The organism is Acinetobacter sp. Ac8 (genome assembly GCF_055392545.1).
Map to the genome: position 1 here is coordinate 374,751 of NZ_AP043689.1, position 17,018 is coordinate 391,768.

Annotated in this window: 15 protein-coding genes; 9 read left to right on the forward strand and 6 right to left on the reverse strand. The window is 38.2% G+C overall.

Translation table 11 applies throughout. The features are described 5' to 3' along the window. Positions 1-235 precede the first annotated feature (235 nt). The gene (locus ACZ5QH_RS01795; protein ID WP_056516700.1) at positions 236-1,105 is read right to left on the reverse strand and encodes an EamA family transporter; all 870 of its coding nucleotides are present in this window, start codon (positions 1,103-1,105) and stop codon (positions 236-238) included. A gap of 169 nt (positions 1,106-1,274) precedes the next feature. Between ACZ5QH_RS01795 and ACZ5QH_RS01800 the strand changes: the two genes are divergently transcribed. The 3 genes from ACZ5QH_RS01800 to ACZ5QH_RS01810 all read left to right on the forward strand — a co-directional run bounded on the left by ACZ5QH_RS01800 (position 1,275) and on the right by ACZ5QH_RS01810 (position 5,882). Further along, on the forward strand, positions 1,275-2,711 hold the full coding sequence (locus tag ACZ5QH_RS01800) for a tetratricopeptide repeat protein (protein WP_262084890.1): 1,437 nt from the start codon (positions 1,275-1,277) through the stop codon (positions 2,709-2,711). Between the two features lie 14 nt (positions 2,712-2,725). Then, a complete protein-coding gene (locus tag ACZ5QH_RS01805; protein ID WP_303577659.1) occupies positions 2,726-3,445 on the forward strand; it encodes a metallophosphoesterase in 720 nt (239 codons plus the stop codon). Between the two features lie 400 nt (positions 3,446-3,845). Further along, positions 3,846-5,882 (forward strand): astroprincin family protein, encoded by a 2,037-nt coding sequence (locus ACZ5QH_RS01810; protein WP_303577660.1) that lies wholly within the window; start codon positions 3,846-3,848, stop codon positions 5,880-5,882. A gap of 40 nt (positions 5,883-5,922) precedes the next feature. Here ACZ5QH_RS01810 and ACZ5QH_RS01815 read toward each other — a convergent pair whose 3' ends face one another. Beyond that, positions 5,923-6,795 carry an EamA family transporter gene (locus ACZ5QH_RS01815; protein WP_303577661.1) on the reverse strand — a complete coding sequence of 291 codons (873 nt, stop codon included), beginning with the start codon at positions 6,793-6,795 and terminating at the stop codon, positions 5,923-5,925. A 275-nt stretch (positions 6,796-7,070) separates the two neighbouring features. Next, a complete protein-coding gene (gene serA, locus ACZ5QH_RS01820; protein WP_004718250.1) occupies positions 7,071-8,303 on the reverse strand; it encodes a phosphoglycerate dehydrogenase in 1,233 nt (410 codons plus the stop codon). Between the two features lie 372 nt (positions 8,304-8,675). On the opposite strand from serA, the gene ACZ5QH_RS01825 reads away from it, so the two are divergent. The 5 genes from ACZ5QH_RS01825 to ACZ5QH_RS01845 all read left to right on the forward strand — a co-directional run bounded on the left by ACZ5QH_RS01825 (position 8,676) and on the right by ACZ5QH_RS01845 (position 13,920). After that, positions 8,676-10,085: an FAD-binding oxidoreductase gene (locus tag ACZ5QH_RS01825; protein ID WP_004718247.1), complete on the forward strand. Its 1,410-nt coding sequence runs from the start codon at positions 8,676-8,678 to the stop codon at positions 10,083-10,085. Positions 10,086-10,237: 152 nt separating this feature from the next. Further along, complete coding sequence (locus tag ACZ5QH_RS01830; RefSeq protein WP_303577662.1) at positions 10,238-11,053, forward strand: DMP19 family protein; 816 nt, start codon at positions 10,238-10,240, stop codon at positions 11,051-11,053. A gap of 77 nt (positions 11,054-11,130) precedes the next feature. Then, the gene (locus ACZ5QH_RS01835) at positions 11,131-11,502 is read left to right on the forward strand and encodes a hypothetical protein (protein WP_004818679.1); all 372 of its coding nucleotides are present in this window, start codon (positions 11,131-11,133) and stop codon (positions 11,500-11,502) included. Positions 11,503-12,242: 740 nt separating this feature from the next. Continuing rightward, positions 12,243-13,007, forward strand: coding sequence for a nucleotidyltransferase domain-containing protein (locus tag ACZ5QH_RS01840; RefSeq protein ID WP_303577663.1), 765 nt, complete (start codon positions 12,243-12,245; stop codon positions 13,005-13,007). Positions 13,008-13,038: 31 nt separating this feature from the next. Next, on the forward strand, positions 13,039-13,920 hold the full coding sequence (locus tag ACZ5QH_RS01845; protein ID WP_303577686.1) for a pirin family protein: 882 nt from the start codon (positions 13,039-13,041) through the stop codon (positions 13,918-13,920). A gap of 34 nt (positions 13,921-13,954) precedes the next feature. Here the strand turns inward: ACZ5QH_RS01845 and ACZ5QH_RS01850 are convergent, their stop codons facing one another. Beyond that, positions 13,955-14,347, reverse strand: a complete 393-nt coding sequence (locus ACZ5QH_RS01850; RefSeq protein ID WP_303577664.1) for a hypothetical protein — start codon at positions 14,345-14,347, stop codon at positions 13,955-13,957. A 344-nt stretch (positions 14,348-14,691) separates the two neighbouring features. Between ACZ5QH_RS01850 and craA the strand changes: the two genes are divergently transcribed. Beyond that, positions 14,692-15,933, forward strand: coding sequence for a chloramphenicol efflux MFS transporter CraA (gene craA, locus ACZ5QH_RS01855; protein WP_303577665.1), 1,242 nt, complete (start codon positions 14,692-14,694; stop codon positions 15,931-15,933). Positions 15,934-15,996: 63 nt separating this feature from the next. On the opposite strand, the gene ACZ5QH_RS01860 is transcribed toward craA, so the two are convergent. Both ACZ5QH_RS01860 and ACZ5QH_RS01865 read right to left on the reverse strand, forming a co-directional pair. Continuing rightward, entirely contained in the window at positions 15,997-16,284 is a 288-nt protein-coding gene (locus ACZ5QH_RS01860) for a DUF3817 domain-containing protein (protein ID WP_034615366.1), read from the reverse strand. 162 nt (positions 16,285-16,446) lie between these two features. Beyond that, a complete protein-coding gene (locus tag ACZ5QH_RS01865) occupies positions 16,447-17,001 on the reverse strand; it encodes a hypothetical protein (RefSeq protein WP_244014798.1) in 555 nt (184 codons plus the stop codon). Between the last annotated feature and the right edge of the window lie 17 nt (positions 17,002-17,018).

Genomic DNA, 17,018 nt, shown 5'->3' on the forward strand with positions numbered 1-17,018 from the left:
TCTATTGGCTTGTATTTAGTTGACTTGTCTACAAAGACAAACTGAATAAAATTGAAGCTATAAAGTACCCAGAGAATGATGAGCAGATAGCTGAATGATATTTACAATTTTTTTAAGTTAATGAGATGCTTCTCATCCATCATATATTTACGCTGATCTTCCTCTCTTCCTAAAGATCGCGTAAATATGGTCGAGGTTCTATATGACTGGCAGTGGGGGCAGTATTGATCATGTTTTAGTGGGCATTTGAGCTTTTCGCCGCTCTAAATGTTACCCCTACCGACGCAATCATAATGCAGATTAAAGCAACGGTTTGCCAAGCAGTAATATGTTCATTCAGTAAAACCATACCTGAAATTGCGGCAAGTGCAGGAGATAGACTCGATAAAGTACCATAGCTCATTTTGCTTAATTGTTTTAAAGCAAGCAGATCTAAGGCATACGGAATCGCTGTTGCTAAAAGTGCAATCAGCAAAGCTTTGCCCCAGTACTGTGTTTGTAGCAAGGCATCTGGGTTATGTACCGCACTGATTGGCAGCATAACCAAGGCAGACAAGACGATTGCAATACTCAGTGCATGCATACCAATATTTTGTCGTACAACTTTTTGCCCAAAATAAATATAACTTGCCCAACAGACACCTGCACCCAAAGCAAAAGCAGCACCAAGATAGGAAAAATTATGTGCGGTCGCATCTTGCCAAGGCACCATCAATGCAATACCGATGATGGCAAGAAATACCCAAATATAGTCAGTTTTTTGTTTAATCGAGAGCAGTGCCAAAGTCAGAGGGCCTAAAAACTCTAGTCCAACAGCAATACCTTGAGGCAATTTGCCTAAAGAGGCATAGAACAGCACATTCATCAAACAGACTGAACCACTATAGTAAAGTAGCTCATTCCATCTTAGATAAGGTAAACGCTTGATAATTTTCCATGAACGGAACATTAAAATAATTAAAATAGACGCAAAACATAATCTTAAGGTCACGACGGTAATCGGATCTAAAACCTCAAATAACTGTTTCGCAAATGAGGCACTGATCTGATAAGCCACCATAGATAAAACCATGAAGAGCACAGCAGTGAGTTGAGAGTTTGGCATATCTAAGGTGAAGAAAAATATTGCACAGATTTTAGCACTTTCTCGGATTTATTTGAGTATTTCGCGAATAGATGAATATTGATTCAACATTTCCCTTTGAGATTCAGCCGAGTCCTCTGTAAGATGGGAATGATTATACTTGCAATGGCACATGTGTTAGGAATAAAAGATGTCAGGAAACACCAATAAAACTGAAAATTTAGGCTTAAATGCGACAGAACTTTCACAAGCAGAAACTTGGTATATCGATGTACTTAAATTAGAACAACAAGGTCTTGCTCAAAATGAGCAAGACGCTCAAGCGCGTGTTGATTTGTTGGTCAATGCCTCTAATCAGAATTTTGCACCTGCCAGTACTTTGTTAGGGCAGTGGCATGTTTTAGGCCGTTATGTAAATCAAAGTGTGCAGTCAGCTCTTCTTTTTTTTCAACATGCAGCAAAGCTTAATCATGCACTGGCACATTTAGAACTTGCTTATCTTGGCTTGAACAATGCAACAGATCAATTGACCAAAGCACAAGCCCTAATGCATTTGCAACAGGCAGTTCAACTGAATCATCCAGAAGCAATTTTTGTTTATGCACAACAACAATTGTCACAGGATCCACAGTCTGCGTACTTATTACTTTTAAATAATTATTTAAAAAACCAGCATCAAAACAGCCTGAAGTTTTTTGTAGAGTTTTCAGGGTTTGATTCGATCAAAGTACAAAATGAATTGTTAAAAATTGCTGAAAAAGACCATTTTTCCTGTGCTTTATTGGCTTTTAGTTATTTAAAACAGAACAATCTTGATGCTGCTTTAAAATATGCCGATATCGCGCAAGAACATAATGATCCATTTGGCTGCTATGTTCGCGCACTTATTGAACAACAAAGTGCTAAAGCGGATGCGGCAGTTGTGCAAGAGTTTTTACTTAAAGCTGCAAAAAATGGACATATCGAATCGGCTTATTTAGCTGCAGTGACACTGTTAAAAAATTCGGAAAATGCCAAAACTGAGCAAAAGCAGAAAGAATATGCAGCACTCGCTTTTGATTTATTATCGCATGCTGCTGTTTCAGGTAATGTTCCAGCTCAATATTCTTTAGCACAGTGTTTACGCTATGGTATGGGAACTGAGAAAAATCTTGATCAAGGCATTTCTTGGTTAGAACGCGCCGCAATGCAAAACCATCCAGATGCACAGTTTGAATTGTCGATGTTACTGCCTTTAGAACATGAACATCACCTCCCATTATTAAATTCAGCCGCAGAGAAAGGCCATGTTCAGGCTATGCTGTGTATGTCGATTTTTGAGCAACGTCAAAACAATGCGGATGGGGCATTATTCTGGTTAAACAAGGCCAAAGAGTTGAAAGTTCCACGTGCTTTTTTCTTATTGGCACAAATGTATCAGGAAGGTAAGTGTGTAGAGGCTGATCTGACCCAAAGTGCAGATTTGTTTAAACAAGCTGCCGATCATGGCGATATCGACTCTTATTTTGAATTATTTAAAATTTATAAAGATGGAATCGGGGTGCGTAAAAATAAAAAAACTGCTGGCAAATATTTGGATTTAGCCAAAGAAAACCAGCATATTGAAGCAGCTTCAATTGAGTTTTAATCAAATATCAGTCTATGTCTGAATTATCGCAACACAAGCTCGCGCATGTAGCGACCTATACTCATGAGGCAGGTCGCTTGTTTGTGGTAGGCGATATACATGGTTGTTATGATTTGTTGATGCAACAGCTTGAACGGGTTCAATTTAACATTGAAAAGGATCTATTGATTGCTGTAGGGGATCTTGTTGATCGTGGTCCTGACAGTTTGAAATGTTTGCATCTGCTTGCAGAGCCTTGGTTTAAAGCTGTTTTAGGTAATCATGAAGAGATGTGTTTATTGTCGCAGATCGATCCGATGATGAAAGATATGCATGCGCATCATGGTGGAGAATGGTTTTATGCATTAAGTTCGGATCAGCAGCAACAAGTCATCGATCAATTAAACACTTTACCCATACTATTAGAAGTCATTTATCAAAATAAGAAGTATGGCTTTGTGCATGCCGATATAGATCTAAATGATTGGGATGCGTTTAAAGTTGCCACACGTTCTAAAAGTCGCGAATTGGCGTTATGGGGCAGGGGGCGAATTAAAAATAAGCGCTTTATGCGTTATTCAACGGTTGTCGGTGTAGAACAGGTTTTTCTAGGTCATACCGTGGTTGATTTTGTCACCAAGAAGCATAATTGCTATTTTCTAGATACGGGCGCTTGTTTTGGAAGTGAACTAAGCCTTGTTGAAATAGATCAAAACCGCCCGATAGAAAAACAAGTATTTGTCCTGAAGTCATGATTTGATTTCTCTATTGTTTAAATATTTTTAAGCGTTCAGACTCTTCATTGTAGTGAATTTTATATGGCTATTACTTAAATTTGATCTGTGTTGTGGAAAAAATAAGTCTTTAATTAAAAAACACATAGATATAAAAGCATCAACTATAAAATACATAAATATAAGACTTTGAAATATAATGGAAAATATTTATTTCCAATCAAAATCATTCTTTCATTTATCGATATTCAATCAAATTTTTTGTCACCACTTGCTTTGATACAGCAAGTATCAACGGTATTTGATTGAGAAAAATATTGAAATATTTTTAAAATAAAACAGCTATTATTAATAATTAATTCACAGTAATATAAATTATCGTGATGGATATCGCGAATTAAATAACAATAAGGTGACGACGATGATGAGATCGAAAAATTATATAAAATGGTTTCTTTTTGCATGTGCGAGCCTACTTTTGTTGGCTTGTAACACCTCAACTAAATTTGAAGATAGTCTTACAGCCAAATTTCAATATAGCCCAACAGCGCCAAGTATCGGTGAAGTTGTCAAATTTGATGGAACGAAAAGTACGGTAGATCAAGCAAAGGAGGCCAATGCAATTCGTAGCTATGCTTGGAACTTTGGAGATGGTTCAAGCGGAACAGGTGCTACAGTTGAACATAGTTATACAAAAGTTGGTCAATATACCGTGAGCCTGACGATAACAGACCTAGCAGGTCGGACTGATTCAACTACACAGAAAATAGAAGTAAAACAGGGAGCAACAACGATAAACCGCGAGGTTTTAGTCTCAGCTCAAACGGTTGATGGCGCTTCGATTCCAAATACAAATATTACAATACAGGGGCAAAGTGTTAAAACAGATCAAAATGGTCATGCGACTTTGAATCTGATACTTCCTCAAAACACACAAAAAGTGGTGGCTAAATTTGAAAAACAAGGCTTTATCACGCAGTCAATTGTTTATGATGTTGCCAATTTAAAAGCAATCTCAGCAAATTTATTGGCCATTAAACAAGTTGTTCTTGTGTCTGATATCTCTGCCGCTCAAGTGATTCAATCCCAAAATTTGGGTGCAAGCATTAGTATTCCTGCCAATGCTTTTGTAAAAGCAGACGGCAGTCTTGCTACTGGCGCTGTGACTGTTGAATTTACCCCATGGGATATCACCAATCGTGATTTAAATGCAATGCCTGCCAATGGTGTAGCACGTGATGCACAAGGCAATATTGTGGATCTGATCAGTGCGGGAATGATTACAGCCACATTTAAAGATGCGGGTGGTCAGGAACTACAACTCGCAGTTGGTAAAACAGCAGACCTTCAAATGAACCTGCCGATAAAGAGTATCAATAATCAACAGATGAAAGCAGGGACACAAATTCCAATGTGGTATTTTGATGAAGCGAGTGGCATGTGGATTGAAGAGGGTATTGGGCAGGTGACGACGTCAAATCAATCACCTACAGGCCTTGCAGTACATGCAACAGTGAAGCATTTTTCAACATGGAACTGGGATTTGAAATTTGAAAATGCAGGCTCAGTCTTTGTGCAGTGTCAATCCAATGGTGAGGGGATTCCATGCAATGTGACTGCAAAAATCAGCTTAAATGATGGTTCATCCTTAACCAAATCCAACAGTATTCCTAAAGAAGGATTGACGGTGGTGAATATGCCTTCGAGTGGTTCAATTCATTGGACTGCAAAAGATTTAACAGGCACAATGCTGGGGGAAAAAACATCGACAACCTCAGGTAATGTGATTATTGATCTTGGAAAATCAGCCACAGATCATTTTGTAAAATGTACACTACCCAATGGGACGTTTGTGGCATGTTTTGGCAAAATAAATGACCAGTTGGATTTTTCAATATCGCAAGATGGCGGTCGGTTCCTCACAGGTATAAAAGACCCAGACGGGCAGTTGGATTGGTCTGCACAAACAGCTTTAATTTTTGAGAATAATCAGTGGGTACGTTATAAAGGTCAGCAAACTTCAGGTTTAACAGGCAATGTTAATATTATCTTGGCAGATCGTGAAGTTGTTTATGTCAGCAATCAAGGCTTGAGTTTCCCGATGGTCTGTACCAGTATGATTGAGGATCCTTTAAATGGGAGCGCTGAGCCCAATGGGAATTGGGAAGTTGTTCCTGAATTAATTGGAAAGTCATGCAATATAGAAATCACGGTATATAACATAGATGGTAGCAATGAGATCTTAACCTATAATGCAATTTATGGAAAACCGATGCAAATTCAATTACCAAATCAATATTCAGGTTTTGATTCAGCAGGAAAAGGTCCTATTACTTATTTAAGTATTTATGCAAATATAGAAGGCAGTAATGGTGACTTGGTTGAACGAATTGGTTTTGAACTAGAACCAGATCCGAATAGCATGATAAAACTAATTATGGGGGCACCTGATTGGTAGATTTTAGATGAGTGAATTGAAACCACCTTTCGAGGTGGTTTTATCCTTTAAGCCGTGCTTTTTGTGTGGTTACGGTGCAACCAATCGATGCACTAATGATCGTGGCTAATGCCAACCATTGAGTCCATAACAATTGTTCATTTAAGAAAATAAACCCTGAGAATGCGGCAATTGCAGGCTCAAGACTCATTAACGTGCCAAAACTTAAAGCAGATAAATTTCTTAATGCAATCATTTCCAATGAAAACGGCAATGCACTTGCCAAGATCGCCAACGCAATAAAATAAATTAAATTTGAAGGTTCAAAAACCTGTAAAGGCATCCCAGAAAATAAGGCAATTGGCATTAAGCACAACATTCCTACAAACATCCCCAAACATACAGTATGGTTTCCAGAAACCCCTGAAGGTCGTTGACCTGCAATAATATACAGCGCCCAGCAAGCGCCAGCAGCTAAGGCAAATGCAATACCAATAGGATCGAGGCTTTGCTTTGCCTGATCAAATGGAAACAGTAAAACCAGTCCAAGTACTGCAAGTCCAACCCAGATAAAATCGAATTTTTGTCGTGCATGAAACAGGGCCACACTGAGCGGTCCAATAAATTCAAACGCTACGGCAATGCCGAGCGGAATACGATGAATCGATAAGTAAAATAAAGCATTCATTCCTGCAAGAGCAATACCATAACTGATGATGGATGACCATTTCACCTGTTTAAAATTGACCTGCCAAATTTTAAAAATCACGGCCAAAATCAATGAGCCGAGCAATAACCGCATAGCGGATATGGTAAGGACTGGAAATTGATCAAATAATGTTTTTGCTAATGCGCCACTGCTTTGCATACTGATCATGGCAATGAACAATAGAACTAAAGCTTGCAGGTGTGGTGCATTTTTTAAATTTGGCATTGTTTCTGAAATTTAGAGTAAGGGGCTTGGAGGAAAATCTCCGCAACAGGCTTCTTATATAAAACAATTTAGATGAAATGCTCATGTAATTTGCAAAGCTTATTGTGCCTTAGATAGTACACTGTCTTTGTAGTGTAGGGTGAGAGAAGATGCCAAATAGTTTATTAATCAAATTATTTAACTTAAAAATATGCTATCGGAAAGAAGTGACAGATTTATAAATCCCATAAAAAAACCACAGGCAAATACCTGTGGTTTTTTTAGCTTAAATCGTCTTAGAACAATACGCGAACGCGGATTGTGCCTTCAACTTCATGAAGAGTATCAAGTGCTTCTTGAGATGCAGTTGCGTCTACATCCATCACCAAGTAACCGACATCACCTTTAGTCATTAATGACTGACCAGAAATGTTGATACCATGTTCAGCGAACAGGTTGTTAATTTTAGATAACACGCCTGGCACGTTTTTATGAATGTGTAGTAAACGGTGTTTACCTTCAGTCAATGGAAGTGCGATTTCAGGGAAGTTTACTGCAGATAAAGTCATACCTTTATCCGAATAAGCCACAAATTTTTCAGCAACTTCTAGACCAATGTTGGCTTGCGCCTCCATGGTTGAACCACCAACGTGAGGTGTTAAAATCACATTGTCTAGACCACGAAGTGGAGAAACAAATTCTTCACCATTGGCTTTAGGTTCTTTCGGGAATACGTCAACAGCTGCACCAGCAATATGACCAGATTTAATCGCATCTGCCAAATCTTCAATAACAACACATGTACCACGTGCAGCATTGATGAAGATTGAACCTTCTTTCATTTTCGCAAATTGAGCTTTTGCAAAGAAATTACGTGTTGAAGGAACATCGGGTACATGCAGTGTAACAACATCTGCATTTGCAAGTAGTTCGTCTAAAGAACCCACTTGACGTGCATTACCCATAGGAAGCTTAGTCACAGCATCATAATAAATGACATGCATACCCATGCTTTCAGCTAAAACTGAAAGTTGAGAGCCAATAGAGCCATAGCCCACGATACCTAAAGTTTTACCACGCGTTTCAAATGAACCTACCGCAGACTTGTTCCAACCACCACGGTGAGTTGAAGCAGATTTAGCAGGCACACCACGAAGTAAAAGAATTGATTCAGCAAGAACCAATTCAGCAACTGAACGAGTATTTGAGTATGGTGCGTTAAATACAGGAATACCACGAATCATGGCTGCATTTAAATTCACTTGGTTTGTTCCGATACAGAAACAACCCACTGCGATCAATTTATTCGCAGCTGCAAAGACTTCTTCAGTTAATTGTGTACGGGAACGAATACCAATGAAGTGTGCATCTTTAACCGCTTCTTTCAGCGCTTCACCCTCAAGCGCAGTTTTACGGTAATCGATATTGGTATATCCGGCAGCATTTAACGTGTCGATTGCGTTTTGATGAACGCCCTCTAACAACAAGAAACGAATTTTATCTTTAGGTAGTGAAAGATGTTGGCTCATTACGGCTCCGCTACAAAGGCCAAATTTAGTCGCAATATGATAACATAGACCTTGTTCTATAGATATTTCGATTGTGACAGTACAGTGGATATTTTATCTACGATTTCTGATAAGCATTATTCAAAAATTAAATGAAATGCTAATGCATTGATTTTTATAATGCTTGAAGCACACTTTATACACAAAGTGTGGATAATGTGAATCAAATCTGTGCTTTATCCTCAGCAGTCATCTAGGTAAAATACTGCTAAAATCAGTAAAGCTGCCGATTTCAGCTATAAAAAATGCTGAAAAATTTTCACAGACTGATTTAAAATCTCGAATGTTGTATAGCACAACCTCTTATTTACTTCTTGCTAGGTCCGCAAAACGATGAATGCTCCAGTAACGATAGCACCTGAATTATTGACCCAATTGACGCAAATCGTCGGTGAAAACCGGATTAAAACTGATGCTGACAGCTTAGAAAATTGGGGCAAAGACCATACTAAGCATTTTGATCCTCAGCCATCGGTCATCGTTTTTCCATCGAGCACAGAACAAGTGCAAGCAATTGTTCAATTGGCCAATCAGTTTAATGTTGCGATTACCCCATCGGGTGGTCGTACAGGTTTATCGGCAGGTGCTGTTGCTGCCAATGGTGAAATTGTCGTGAGCTTCGACAAAATGAACCAAATTTTAGAATTTTATCCAGCTGACCGTATGGTACGTATTCAAGCGGGTGTAGTGACTGAACAGTTGCAGAACTATGCAGAAGAACAAGGGATGTATTATCCGGTTGATTTTGCTTCTGCGGGTTCATCACAATTGGGTGGCAACATTGGAACCAATGCAGGCGGAATTAAAGTGATCAAATACGGGATGACTCGTAATTGGGTACTTGGTCTGACCGTGGTGACAGGTAAAGGTGATGTATTGCGTTTAAACAAAGGCATGATTAAAAATGCTACAGGTTATGCAATGCAACATTTATTCATCGGTGGTGAAGGGACTTTAGGCTTAGTGACTGAAGCCGAAATTAAACTTGAACGCCAACCGCATGATCTACAAGTGATGGTATTGGGTGTTCCTGATTTTGATGCAATCATGCCTGTATTACATGCATTCCAAAGCAAAATTGATTTAACTGCCTTTGAGTTCTTTGGTGAACTGGCGATGCAAAAAGTTTTGGATCGTGGTCATGTACAACGTCCATTTGAAACAGAATGCCCATTCTACGTTTTACTTGAATTTGAAGCGCCGTATGAACCAATTATGGATGCTGCGATGGAAATCTTCGAGCATTGTATGGAACAAGGCTGGGTGCTTGATGGGGTGATGAGCCAAAATCTTGAACAAGTTCAAAGCTTATGGCGTTTACGTGAAGACATTTCTGAAACGATTGCCCCATTTACTCCGTATAAAAATGATATTTCAGTATTGATTACACATGTTCCTGCTTTTATTAAGGAAATTGATACAATTGTTGCTGAAAATTATCCTGATTTCGAAATTTGCTGGTTCGGCCATATTGGTGATGGAAACTTACACTTAAATATTTTAAAACCTGTGAATTTATCTAAAGATGAATTCTTTGCCAAATGTCAGGTGGTAAATAAGTATGTGTTTGAAACTGTGAAGAAATATGACGGTTCAATTTCTGCAGAGCATGGCGTAGGCATGACCAAAAAGCCTTATCTGGATTACACACGGACTGCTGAAGAAATTGAATATATGAAAGCCTTGAAGAAAGTGTTCGATCCAAATGGCATCATGAACCCAGGTAAGTTATTTGATCTGTAATGATTTAAATAGCTCATTTGTACAAGCGCTTCGAGAGAAGCGCTTTTTTATTGCCGAACAAAAGATAAAATAAAGTTACATGCTGGTCGCCATTTATTGCTGAAAATTTGTTATGTTGGTTGCGCTTAAATATTGATAAGAAACTGAAAACTATGCTCATTGATAACATTTTAATTTCTAAACTAAGTTTAGACAGTGATGATCACTATGATGTGATTATGTCCAATATTGATACCTTAAATGGCTTATTTGAACATTATGTCGAATATGATGAAGTATCGGCAGAGGCTTTATACAGTTATTTTGTCGATTACTATCTTGCTCAAGTGAATAATGGTGGTTTTTCACAATTCGTTTATAACACGGGTTGGGATGCGTTCATGGTGAAACATGTTCGTGAAGGATTAAAAGCTATGAATGCGACTGCGCATTCGGCTCTCTTTGAGCAAAGTGCGGATTTAATCGATCAGTTTTCGGATGAGCAATTAGAACAGTTCTTAGAAGGTGAATATTTTGGAGAAAATGAGCAGCGAGATATTCTCAATGCTTTTGATGACCAGTTTTATGCATTGAATGATAGTGAAGATTTGATTGAAATAAATAGTCGATGGTTAAAGCAACATCCAAAGTTACAGGTTGTCGATGAAGATCAGATTTTGGTGATTGTAGAGCAGGTTGCAGCCAAAATTCCAAATTTAGAACAACGTAAACAGCAAGCAGCTGAAAACAGCCCACGTTATTTTAAAATTATTCAAGCTTTATGCCTGCAAGCAGGTCAGGAACTAGATCGTATTACCATTGGCGATCCATCACATGAGTATAATGGGCAAGAGATCGTTGCTTGGCATTTTCTAACTGATGCAGGACATTTTTATATGCTAGATCTAGGTGATCAAGCCTTGATGTTTGATGAAAATGATCAACAAATCATAGTGCTCGATGTTAGCCATATTGCAGATGAGTCATAAAGACACAGTTTTTAAATAGTGTACGTTTAAAAAGCATAGCATCATTAGGCTATGCTTTTAGTTTTAGGGTGATCAGAATGAATCGTTTGAGTTTAATTTCAGTATTTTGTTTAGTGACTTTGTCTGGCTGTGCAACAACACAAAATTTAATGAATAAAGTGGGTGGTTCAGAGACACCATTAAGTCAGGTTTTAAATGAACGTCCTGATTTGCGTAAGGATCTCGCGACTGTTGAGTTGCGTCAGTATTTTAATAGTGTGGAATCGCCCACTGTTGCCGAAGTGAAGTTGACTGAAACAGGCTTGATGGATGATTCAGTGCGCTCAATTCGTAGTGTGTATAGCTTTAAAAATATTGATGGTCAGTGGAAACGTATAGATATGCAAAAGGAATATCAGTGTTACCGTGGTAAGAATACCAAGACATTCCAAAAGGCAAAATGTCCTTGATAATTTTTTGATTTATGCTTGAAAAATAGATAGAAATGCTGGATAAAAACGTATCAGACTTGGTACGTTTTTTTATTTTGGAAATCACAATAAATGAATATTTTAATTGTAGGTAATGGTTTTGATCTTTCGCATTTTTGACTGATACAAGAAGTTGAATGATAGTCAATCTGTCAAAAAACTCATACACAAGAATATAACTTCTCTTGATTGATATTTTTAATTAAATCAATTACATGTGGAAATCAATTGTTTGATTATAAAAAGCTTGCAATGCCACACCTTACATTCAAAGTTTAAATGCCTTTGCGTAGGCGATGCCAAACCTTGCGCTGCAAACAAAGCCGTGCTTTGTTTTTGCTCATGTTAGGCGAGGGGTACGTCCTGTACCCCCGCCCAACGGCGACATCCATGTCGCCCCACGGTAGGACAACCATCTAGGGTTTAAAAGTACAAAAAATGAATTGATAACCAACAGTTTCTAAAAGTTCATACAAAAAATAAGCTTTATTTATGATCAATGGCTTGATGTAAATCACTTGTATGAATAATTAGGTGGTTTGGCTATATATCCAACATAAAGCAAATTATGCTGGTAAGTATCATGATGAATTAAAGCGAATATTGATAAAGGTTTTGAATTAAAAACAAAGGGAAGAAAACCTTGGATTCAAAGAAAATTTAAAAAGCACTGAAATTGATGATATAAAACTTATAGATTTACCCAAAATGTGAACACAATGAACATCCAACAAGAAATTCAAAACTTATTCCAAAATCGAGATGAACATCCACTGTTTTATATCGAAAGCGGTAGTCGCTTATGGGGTATGGCAAGTCCAGACAGCGATTACGATGTGCGTGGTTTTCATCTACCCTCCAAGGCACAATATTACGATTATCGCCAACACCGTGATTTAATCGAGATCATGGATGGCGACTTTGACTTTGTTTCATTCGACTTAAATAAAATGTTTGGGCTTTTGGCAAAAAGTAATCCGACTGTTTTAGAGTGGGTACGTGCACATATTGTCTATTTTAATCAATTTCCTGAATGGGAAAAATTTAGAGATGGCTTACTTGAACGAATAGACTATAAAGCGCTGTATTATCATTACTTGTCGCTGGCGAAAGGCGGTATGCATGTCATGCAAACTGCAGATAACTTTACCTATAAAAAAGTGTTTTATTCTATTCGTGGTCTGATGTCAGCAGAACTAGCAACACAGCAAATTATGCCTGAACTCCTGATTACGCAATTGTTTGATCAAATCGATGCTCATGATCCCTTACGACATTGGGCAGAAGATTATTTAGAAATCAAAAAGCAGCAGAAAGAAAAAGTGCAATTACCTGTCGCGGAACAAGCGCAAATCTTACAACTGTTAGAAAATAAAATTGAGGCCTTAAATCTAAGAGCGATTGAACCGACCAATGATATTGAAAAATTAAAGCAATATCTCACCGAATATAGCTTTAATTTAAAACAACATTTTTATGGCTAATGCTTTTACTCAATCAGAGAATAGTGACACTATGAAAACCCTTGCCTTTATTCATCGTAATGACACCCGTTTTGCGATAGGGGATTTTTATCCTGTACTTTCCGTATTTTCACACTATGAATTAGGCAATACCGTTTCTCCCTTTCTATTACTGGATCATTTAGGACCTGGTGTTTTAAAACCGACCAATTTACGCAAAGGGGTGAGTGAGCATCCTCATCGTGGTTTTGAAACGGTTACCCTGATTTTTGCTGGTGAATTAGAACATCGTGACTCATCGGGTGGTGGTGGTATTGTTTCAGTGGGTGATGTGCAATGGATGACCGCAGCTTCAGGTGTGGAACACAAAGAGGTCTTTAGTGAGGCATTTTCAAAAACGGGTGGCTATTTTGAAATGGTACAACTGTGGGTGAATTTACCTGCCAAAGATAAAATGAATCCACCACGTTACCAAAGCTTGCGAAAAGCCAATATTCCAGTGATTGAACTCCCGAATAGTGCTGGAACGGTACGGGTGATTGCTGGGAACTATCAAGGCAATCAAGGGCCAGCAAAAACGCATTCGCCACTTCAAGTTTTGGATATTGAAATCCAAGCAGGGCATAAGGTCAGATTGCCCGCAGGCGCAGGAGAAACCACACTGGTCTATTTACGAACGGGTAAGGCTCAGTTTCAAGCTGAAGATGAAATATTTGAAGAGCAAGGGCTTGCTGTGATGTCGAGTTTGGAACAAGACTTTGAAATAACGGCATTGCAACAGTGTAAATTGTTGCTGCTTACAGGCAAACCGCTTCAAGAGCCAATCAATGGGCATGGGCCATTCGTCATGAACAACTATACTGAAATTCTTGAAGCATATGATGATATTAAACGTGGCACATTTATCAAATCAACAGTGCGCGATGATGAATAAAGCAAACTGTGAGAATTACAATTCGCTTTGATAATTAATTTATCGATGGTGGTTTGTTCTTGAGTGCAATCAAGCCTTTGATCAGCAATGCAATCCCGATACCCACACATAGTCCCATTAAGAACTTGCCAAATATACCCAAGCCCAATTCTTTATGGTTGGCTGAGCTAATTGCTTTCGCCGTATCTTCTGCCGAGGCGGTCGCATTGGCTTGACTATCCATCAATGCCACAAAGCCTGTATCTGTTTTACAGCTTCCTATGATAGTGCTTGAGTTTTCAGCATATTTATTTTGAACCAATTGTTCACATCGCGCCTGATCTTCAGCACTAATTTTAGGTGCAGAACTGATAAAATAAAGTCCTCCACCTACCAACAATAAAATCACGCCAATAATGATCAGCGATATTGGGTTTTTATTTTTCATTTAAATTATTTATATCCGCTTATACAGCATTTAGAGTAGCTTAAGAATAATAAATGTTCAACTTTCACTGGAAATTTGTCTGTGTTAGACTAGTAAAACTTAACCCTGTGTGTACCTCTGTGAGCTTTCTCATAGATTGGGTTAAGTTATAAATCTCACAAATATAGTTTCAGCAATTACTTTACCTATTGAATTAGACACCTTGTGAATACGGTGTTGAACTGCCTTTATTCAACGTAAATTCCACAATTTAATATTTATATTTCAGTGCTTGTCATTGGGCGAACGTTTATCTTTAAAAAGTAGTGTGAGCGATGCAAGCCAATAAAGATATGTAGAAAATAATGCAAAATTTAGTGCAAAAAGAACAAACTGCAAGTTTGAGTCGCGCTACGCTTATGTTTCCATTGGCGTTGGTGTTATTTGAATTTTCAGTTTATATCGGTAATGATTTGGTTCAGCCCGCGATGCTCGCAATCACCAAAGAATTTGGTGTGAGTAGTGCATGGGCACCATCATCTATGTCATTTTATCTTCTCGGCGGGGCATGCGTCGCAGGGATACTCGGACCTTTGTCTGACCGATTAGGACGTAAGAAAGTTTTATTGTCAGGTGTTGCATTCTTTGTCATCACCTGTTTATTAATTTTACTCACCCACAATATTGAAAGTTTTCTTGTTTTAAGATTCTTACAAGGTTTTGGTTTATCTGTGATCGCAGCAGTGGGTTATGCCGCGATTCAAGAAACCTTTGAAGAGCGTGATGCAATTAAAGTCATGGCATTGATGGCAAATATTTCTTTGCTTGCCCCTTTGATTGGCCCTGTTGTCGGCGCATTCCTCATCGATCATGTGTCATGGCACTGGGGATTTATTGCGATTGCCTTTTTAGCTTTTCTGAGTTGGTTTGGTCTAAAAGCCAAGATGCCAGCACGTACAAGCAGTATTCCCAAAAAACCGTTGAGTTATATTTGGGATGATTATATGCAAGTCTTGAAAAATAAGACGTTCATGGGCATGACCCTCGGCTTGCCGATGGTGGCGATGCCTTTGATGCTATGGATCGCATTATCCCCTGTGATGTTGGTTGAAGAACTGGGGCTCAGCAGTATGCAATATGGTCTGGCACAATTCCCTGTATTGGGTGGATTGATTCTAGGTAATATTGTGCTGATTAAAGTGATTGATCGTTTGCCACTGGGTAAAACAGTTTTGATTGGTTTACCTTTGATGCTTTTAGGTACCGCAATTGTGGTGGTCGGGATCATTTGGCGCGAATATTTTCTTCATTGCGTTATTTTAGGCATGACCTTAGTCAGCTTTGGTGAAGGAATTAGTTTTTCAGTGCTTTATCGTTTTGCCTTAATGTCATCTGAAGTTTCTAAAGGCACTGTCGCTGCTGCTGTTTCAGTGTTGATGATGTTCACTTTCTTCTTTGTGATTGAACTGATTCGAATTCTGTATGAGCATTTCCATCTCTGGGCTTATGCGTTGTCATGTTTTGCATTAATTGCTTTGTGGTTCACTATTCCACGTGGATTATTAAAAACAATTATGCAGCAACGTCAAGTAAATGGTGAGTTTTAAGCTCACTTGAGTTTCCCTCTCCTTGTAAAAGGGGAGGGAGCTTTGCTTCTTAAATAAAACAAGTTAAGGCTGTTGCAATGCTTTTAATTTATGATCAAAAACAAAAGGCCCAAAAGGTAAAATTGAAGCAATTAAACCTAAAATAAACATGTGAATTGACCACTTCTGTTTTCCACAGACAATCAATAACACTGCAAGAAAAGCAAGAAATAACACGCCATGTCCCATGCCAATATATTTCACATAAATAGGCATATCCCAAATATATTTCAAAGGCATCGCAATAAAGAGAAGAAGGAGAAAGGAAATGCCTTCAAGAAAACCAACAATACGTAAAGATTTGATATTCATGGTCACTTAGTCAAATGAGAATGAAGCTTGAGTCTAACCGAATTATCTAAACGATTTGAAAAAAATAGTAAATAAAATCGATTCATTTAAATAGATGGAAGATTGTTCTGGAGAATAAGCTTTTAGTCTCCAGACCAGATATAGCCCAATATTTAAGATCGATTATTGTAATGCTTTGATTGCTGCATCCTGCTGTTGCTGTTCAAATGCAGTGATATAAACACACCCAATATAGGTTTTATGTTCACCTTGATCTACAACGGGATTCGATTCAGCCAAAGTCAGTTTACGCAAAGATTTTTCGGTTTCTTTGGTCTCAAGATCTGTTTTTACAACTTTCTCTCCTGAAAAATACGGCATATCTTTAAAGAACGGGTTTTGCGTGATTTGAAACTTTTTAGCGAGGTCTTTGGTATTTGCATGTTTTAAAACAGCCAACATTCCACCAGAAACCAAACTGATTTGATCTGTAGTTTGACCGAATACTGTAATCGGGACTTTACTGACATAGCTATATTCTTCACCTTGTTTGATCCAGCCATTCTTTTTCAGATCATCCTCAAATTCAAAACCTAAGTCATAATAATTTTTCAGTGTCTTTTTACACTCTAAAAATTGCTGTAAGTCTTGATTAAATTGAGAGTCTGCAAAAGCACTGGGCGCAGCACTAATGGTCAATGCAGAGAATAAAAACGTTAGGCAATGTCTAAGTTTCATGTGAAGCCTCTAAATGT

What these genes read in the sequence shown, in the direction of transcription:
- ACZ5QH_RS01845 (WP_303577686.1), top strand. Translation starts at nt 13,039, where the DNA reads ATGAAAACCCTTGCCTTTATTCATCGTAATGACACCCGTTTTGCGATA.
- ACZ5QH_RS01800 (WP_262084890.1), top strand. Translation starts at nt 1,275, where the DNA reads ATGTCAGGAAACACCAATAAAACTGAAAATTTAGGCTTAAATGCGACA.
- ACZ5QH_RS01830 (WP_303577662.1), top strand. Translation starts at nt 10,238, where the DNA reads ATGCTCATTGATAACATTTTAATTTCTAAACTAAGTTTAGACAGTGAT.
- ACZ5QH_RS01825 (WP_004718247.1), top strand. Translation starts at nt 8,676, where the DNA reads ATGAATGCTCCAGTAACGATAGCACCTGAATTATTGACCCAATTGACG.
- ACZ5QH_RS01865 (WP_244014798.1), bottom strand. Translation starts at nt 17,001, where the DNA reads ATGAAACTTAGACATTGCCTAACGTTTTTATTCTCTGCATTGACCATT.
- ACZ5QH_RS01840 (WP_303577663.1), top strand. Translation starts at nt 12,243, where the DNA reads ATGAACATCCAACAAGAAATTCAAAACTTATTCCAAAATCGAGATGAA.
- ACZ5QH_RS01810 (WP_303577660.1), top strand. Translation starts at nt 3,846, where the DNA reads ATGATGAGATCGAAAAATTATATAAAATGGTTTCTTTTTGCATGTGCG.
- ACZ5QH_RS01795 (WP_056516700.1), bottom strand. Translation starts at nt 1,105, where the DNA reads ATGCCAAACTCTCAACTCACTGCTGTGCTCTTCATGGTTTTATCTATG.
- ACZ5QH_RS01850 (WP_303577664.1), bottom strand. Translation starts at nt 14,347, where the DNA reads ATGAAAAATAAAAACCCAATATCGCTGATCATTATTGGCGTGATTTTA.
- ACZ5QH_RS01815 (WP_303577661.1), bottom strand. Translation starts at nt 6,795, where the DNA reads ATGCCAAATTTAAAAAATGCACCACACCTGCAAGCTTTAGTTCTATTG.
- ACZ5QH_RS01860 (WP_034615366.1), bottom strand. Translation starts at nt 16,284, where the DNA reads ATGAATATCAAATCTTTACGTATTGTTGGTTTTCTTGAAGGCATTTCC.
- ACZ5QH_RS01805 (WP_303577659.1), top strand. Translation starts at nt 2,726, where the DNA reads ATGTCTGAATTATCGCAACACAAGCTCGCGCATGTAGCGACCTATACT.
- serA (WP_004718250.1), bottom strand. Translation starts at nt 8,303, where the DNA reads ATGAGCCAACATCTTTCACTACCTAAAGATAAAATTCGTTTCTTGTTG.
- craA (WP_303577665.1), top strand. Translation starts at nt 14,692, where the DNA reads ATGCAAAATTTAGTGCAAAAAGAACAAACTGCAAGTTTGAGTCGCGCT.
- ACZ5QH_RS01835 (WP_004818679.1), top strand. Translation starts at nt 11,131, where the DNA reads ATGAATCGTTTGAGTTTAATTTCAGTATTTTGTTTAGTGACTTTGTCT.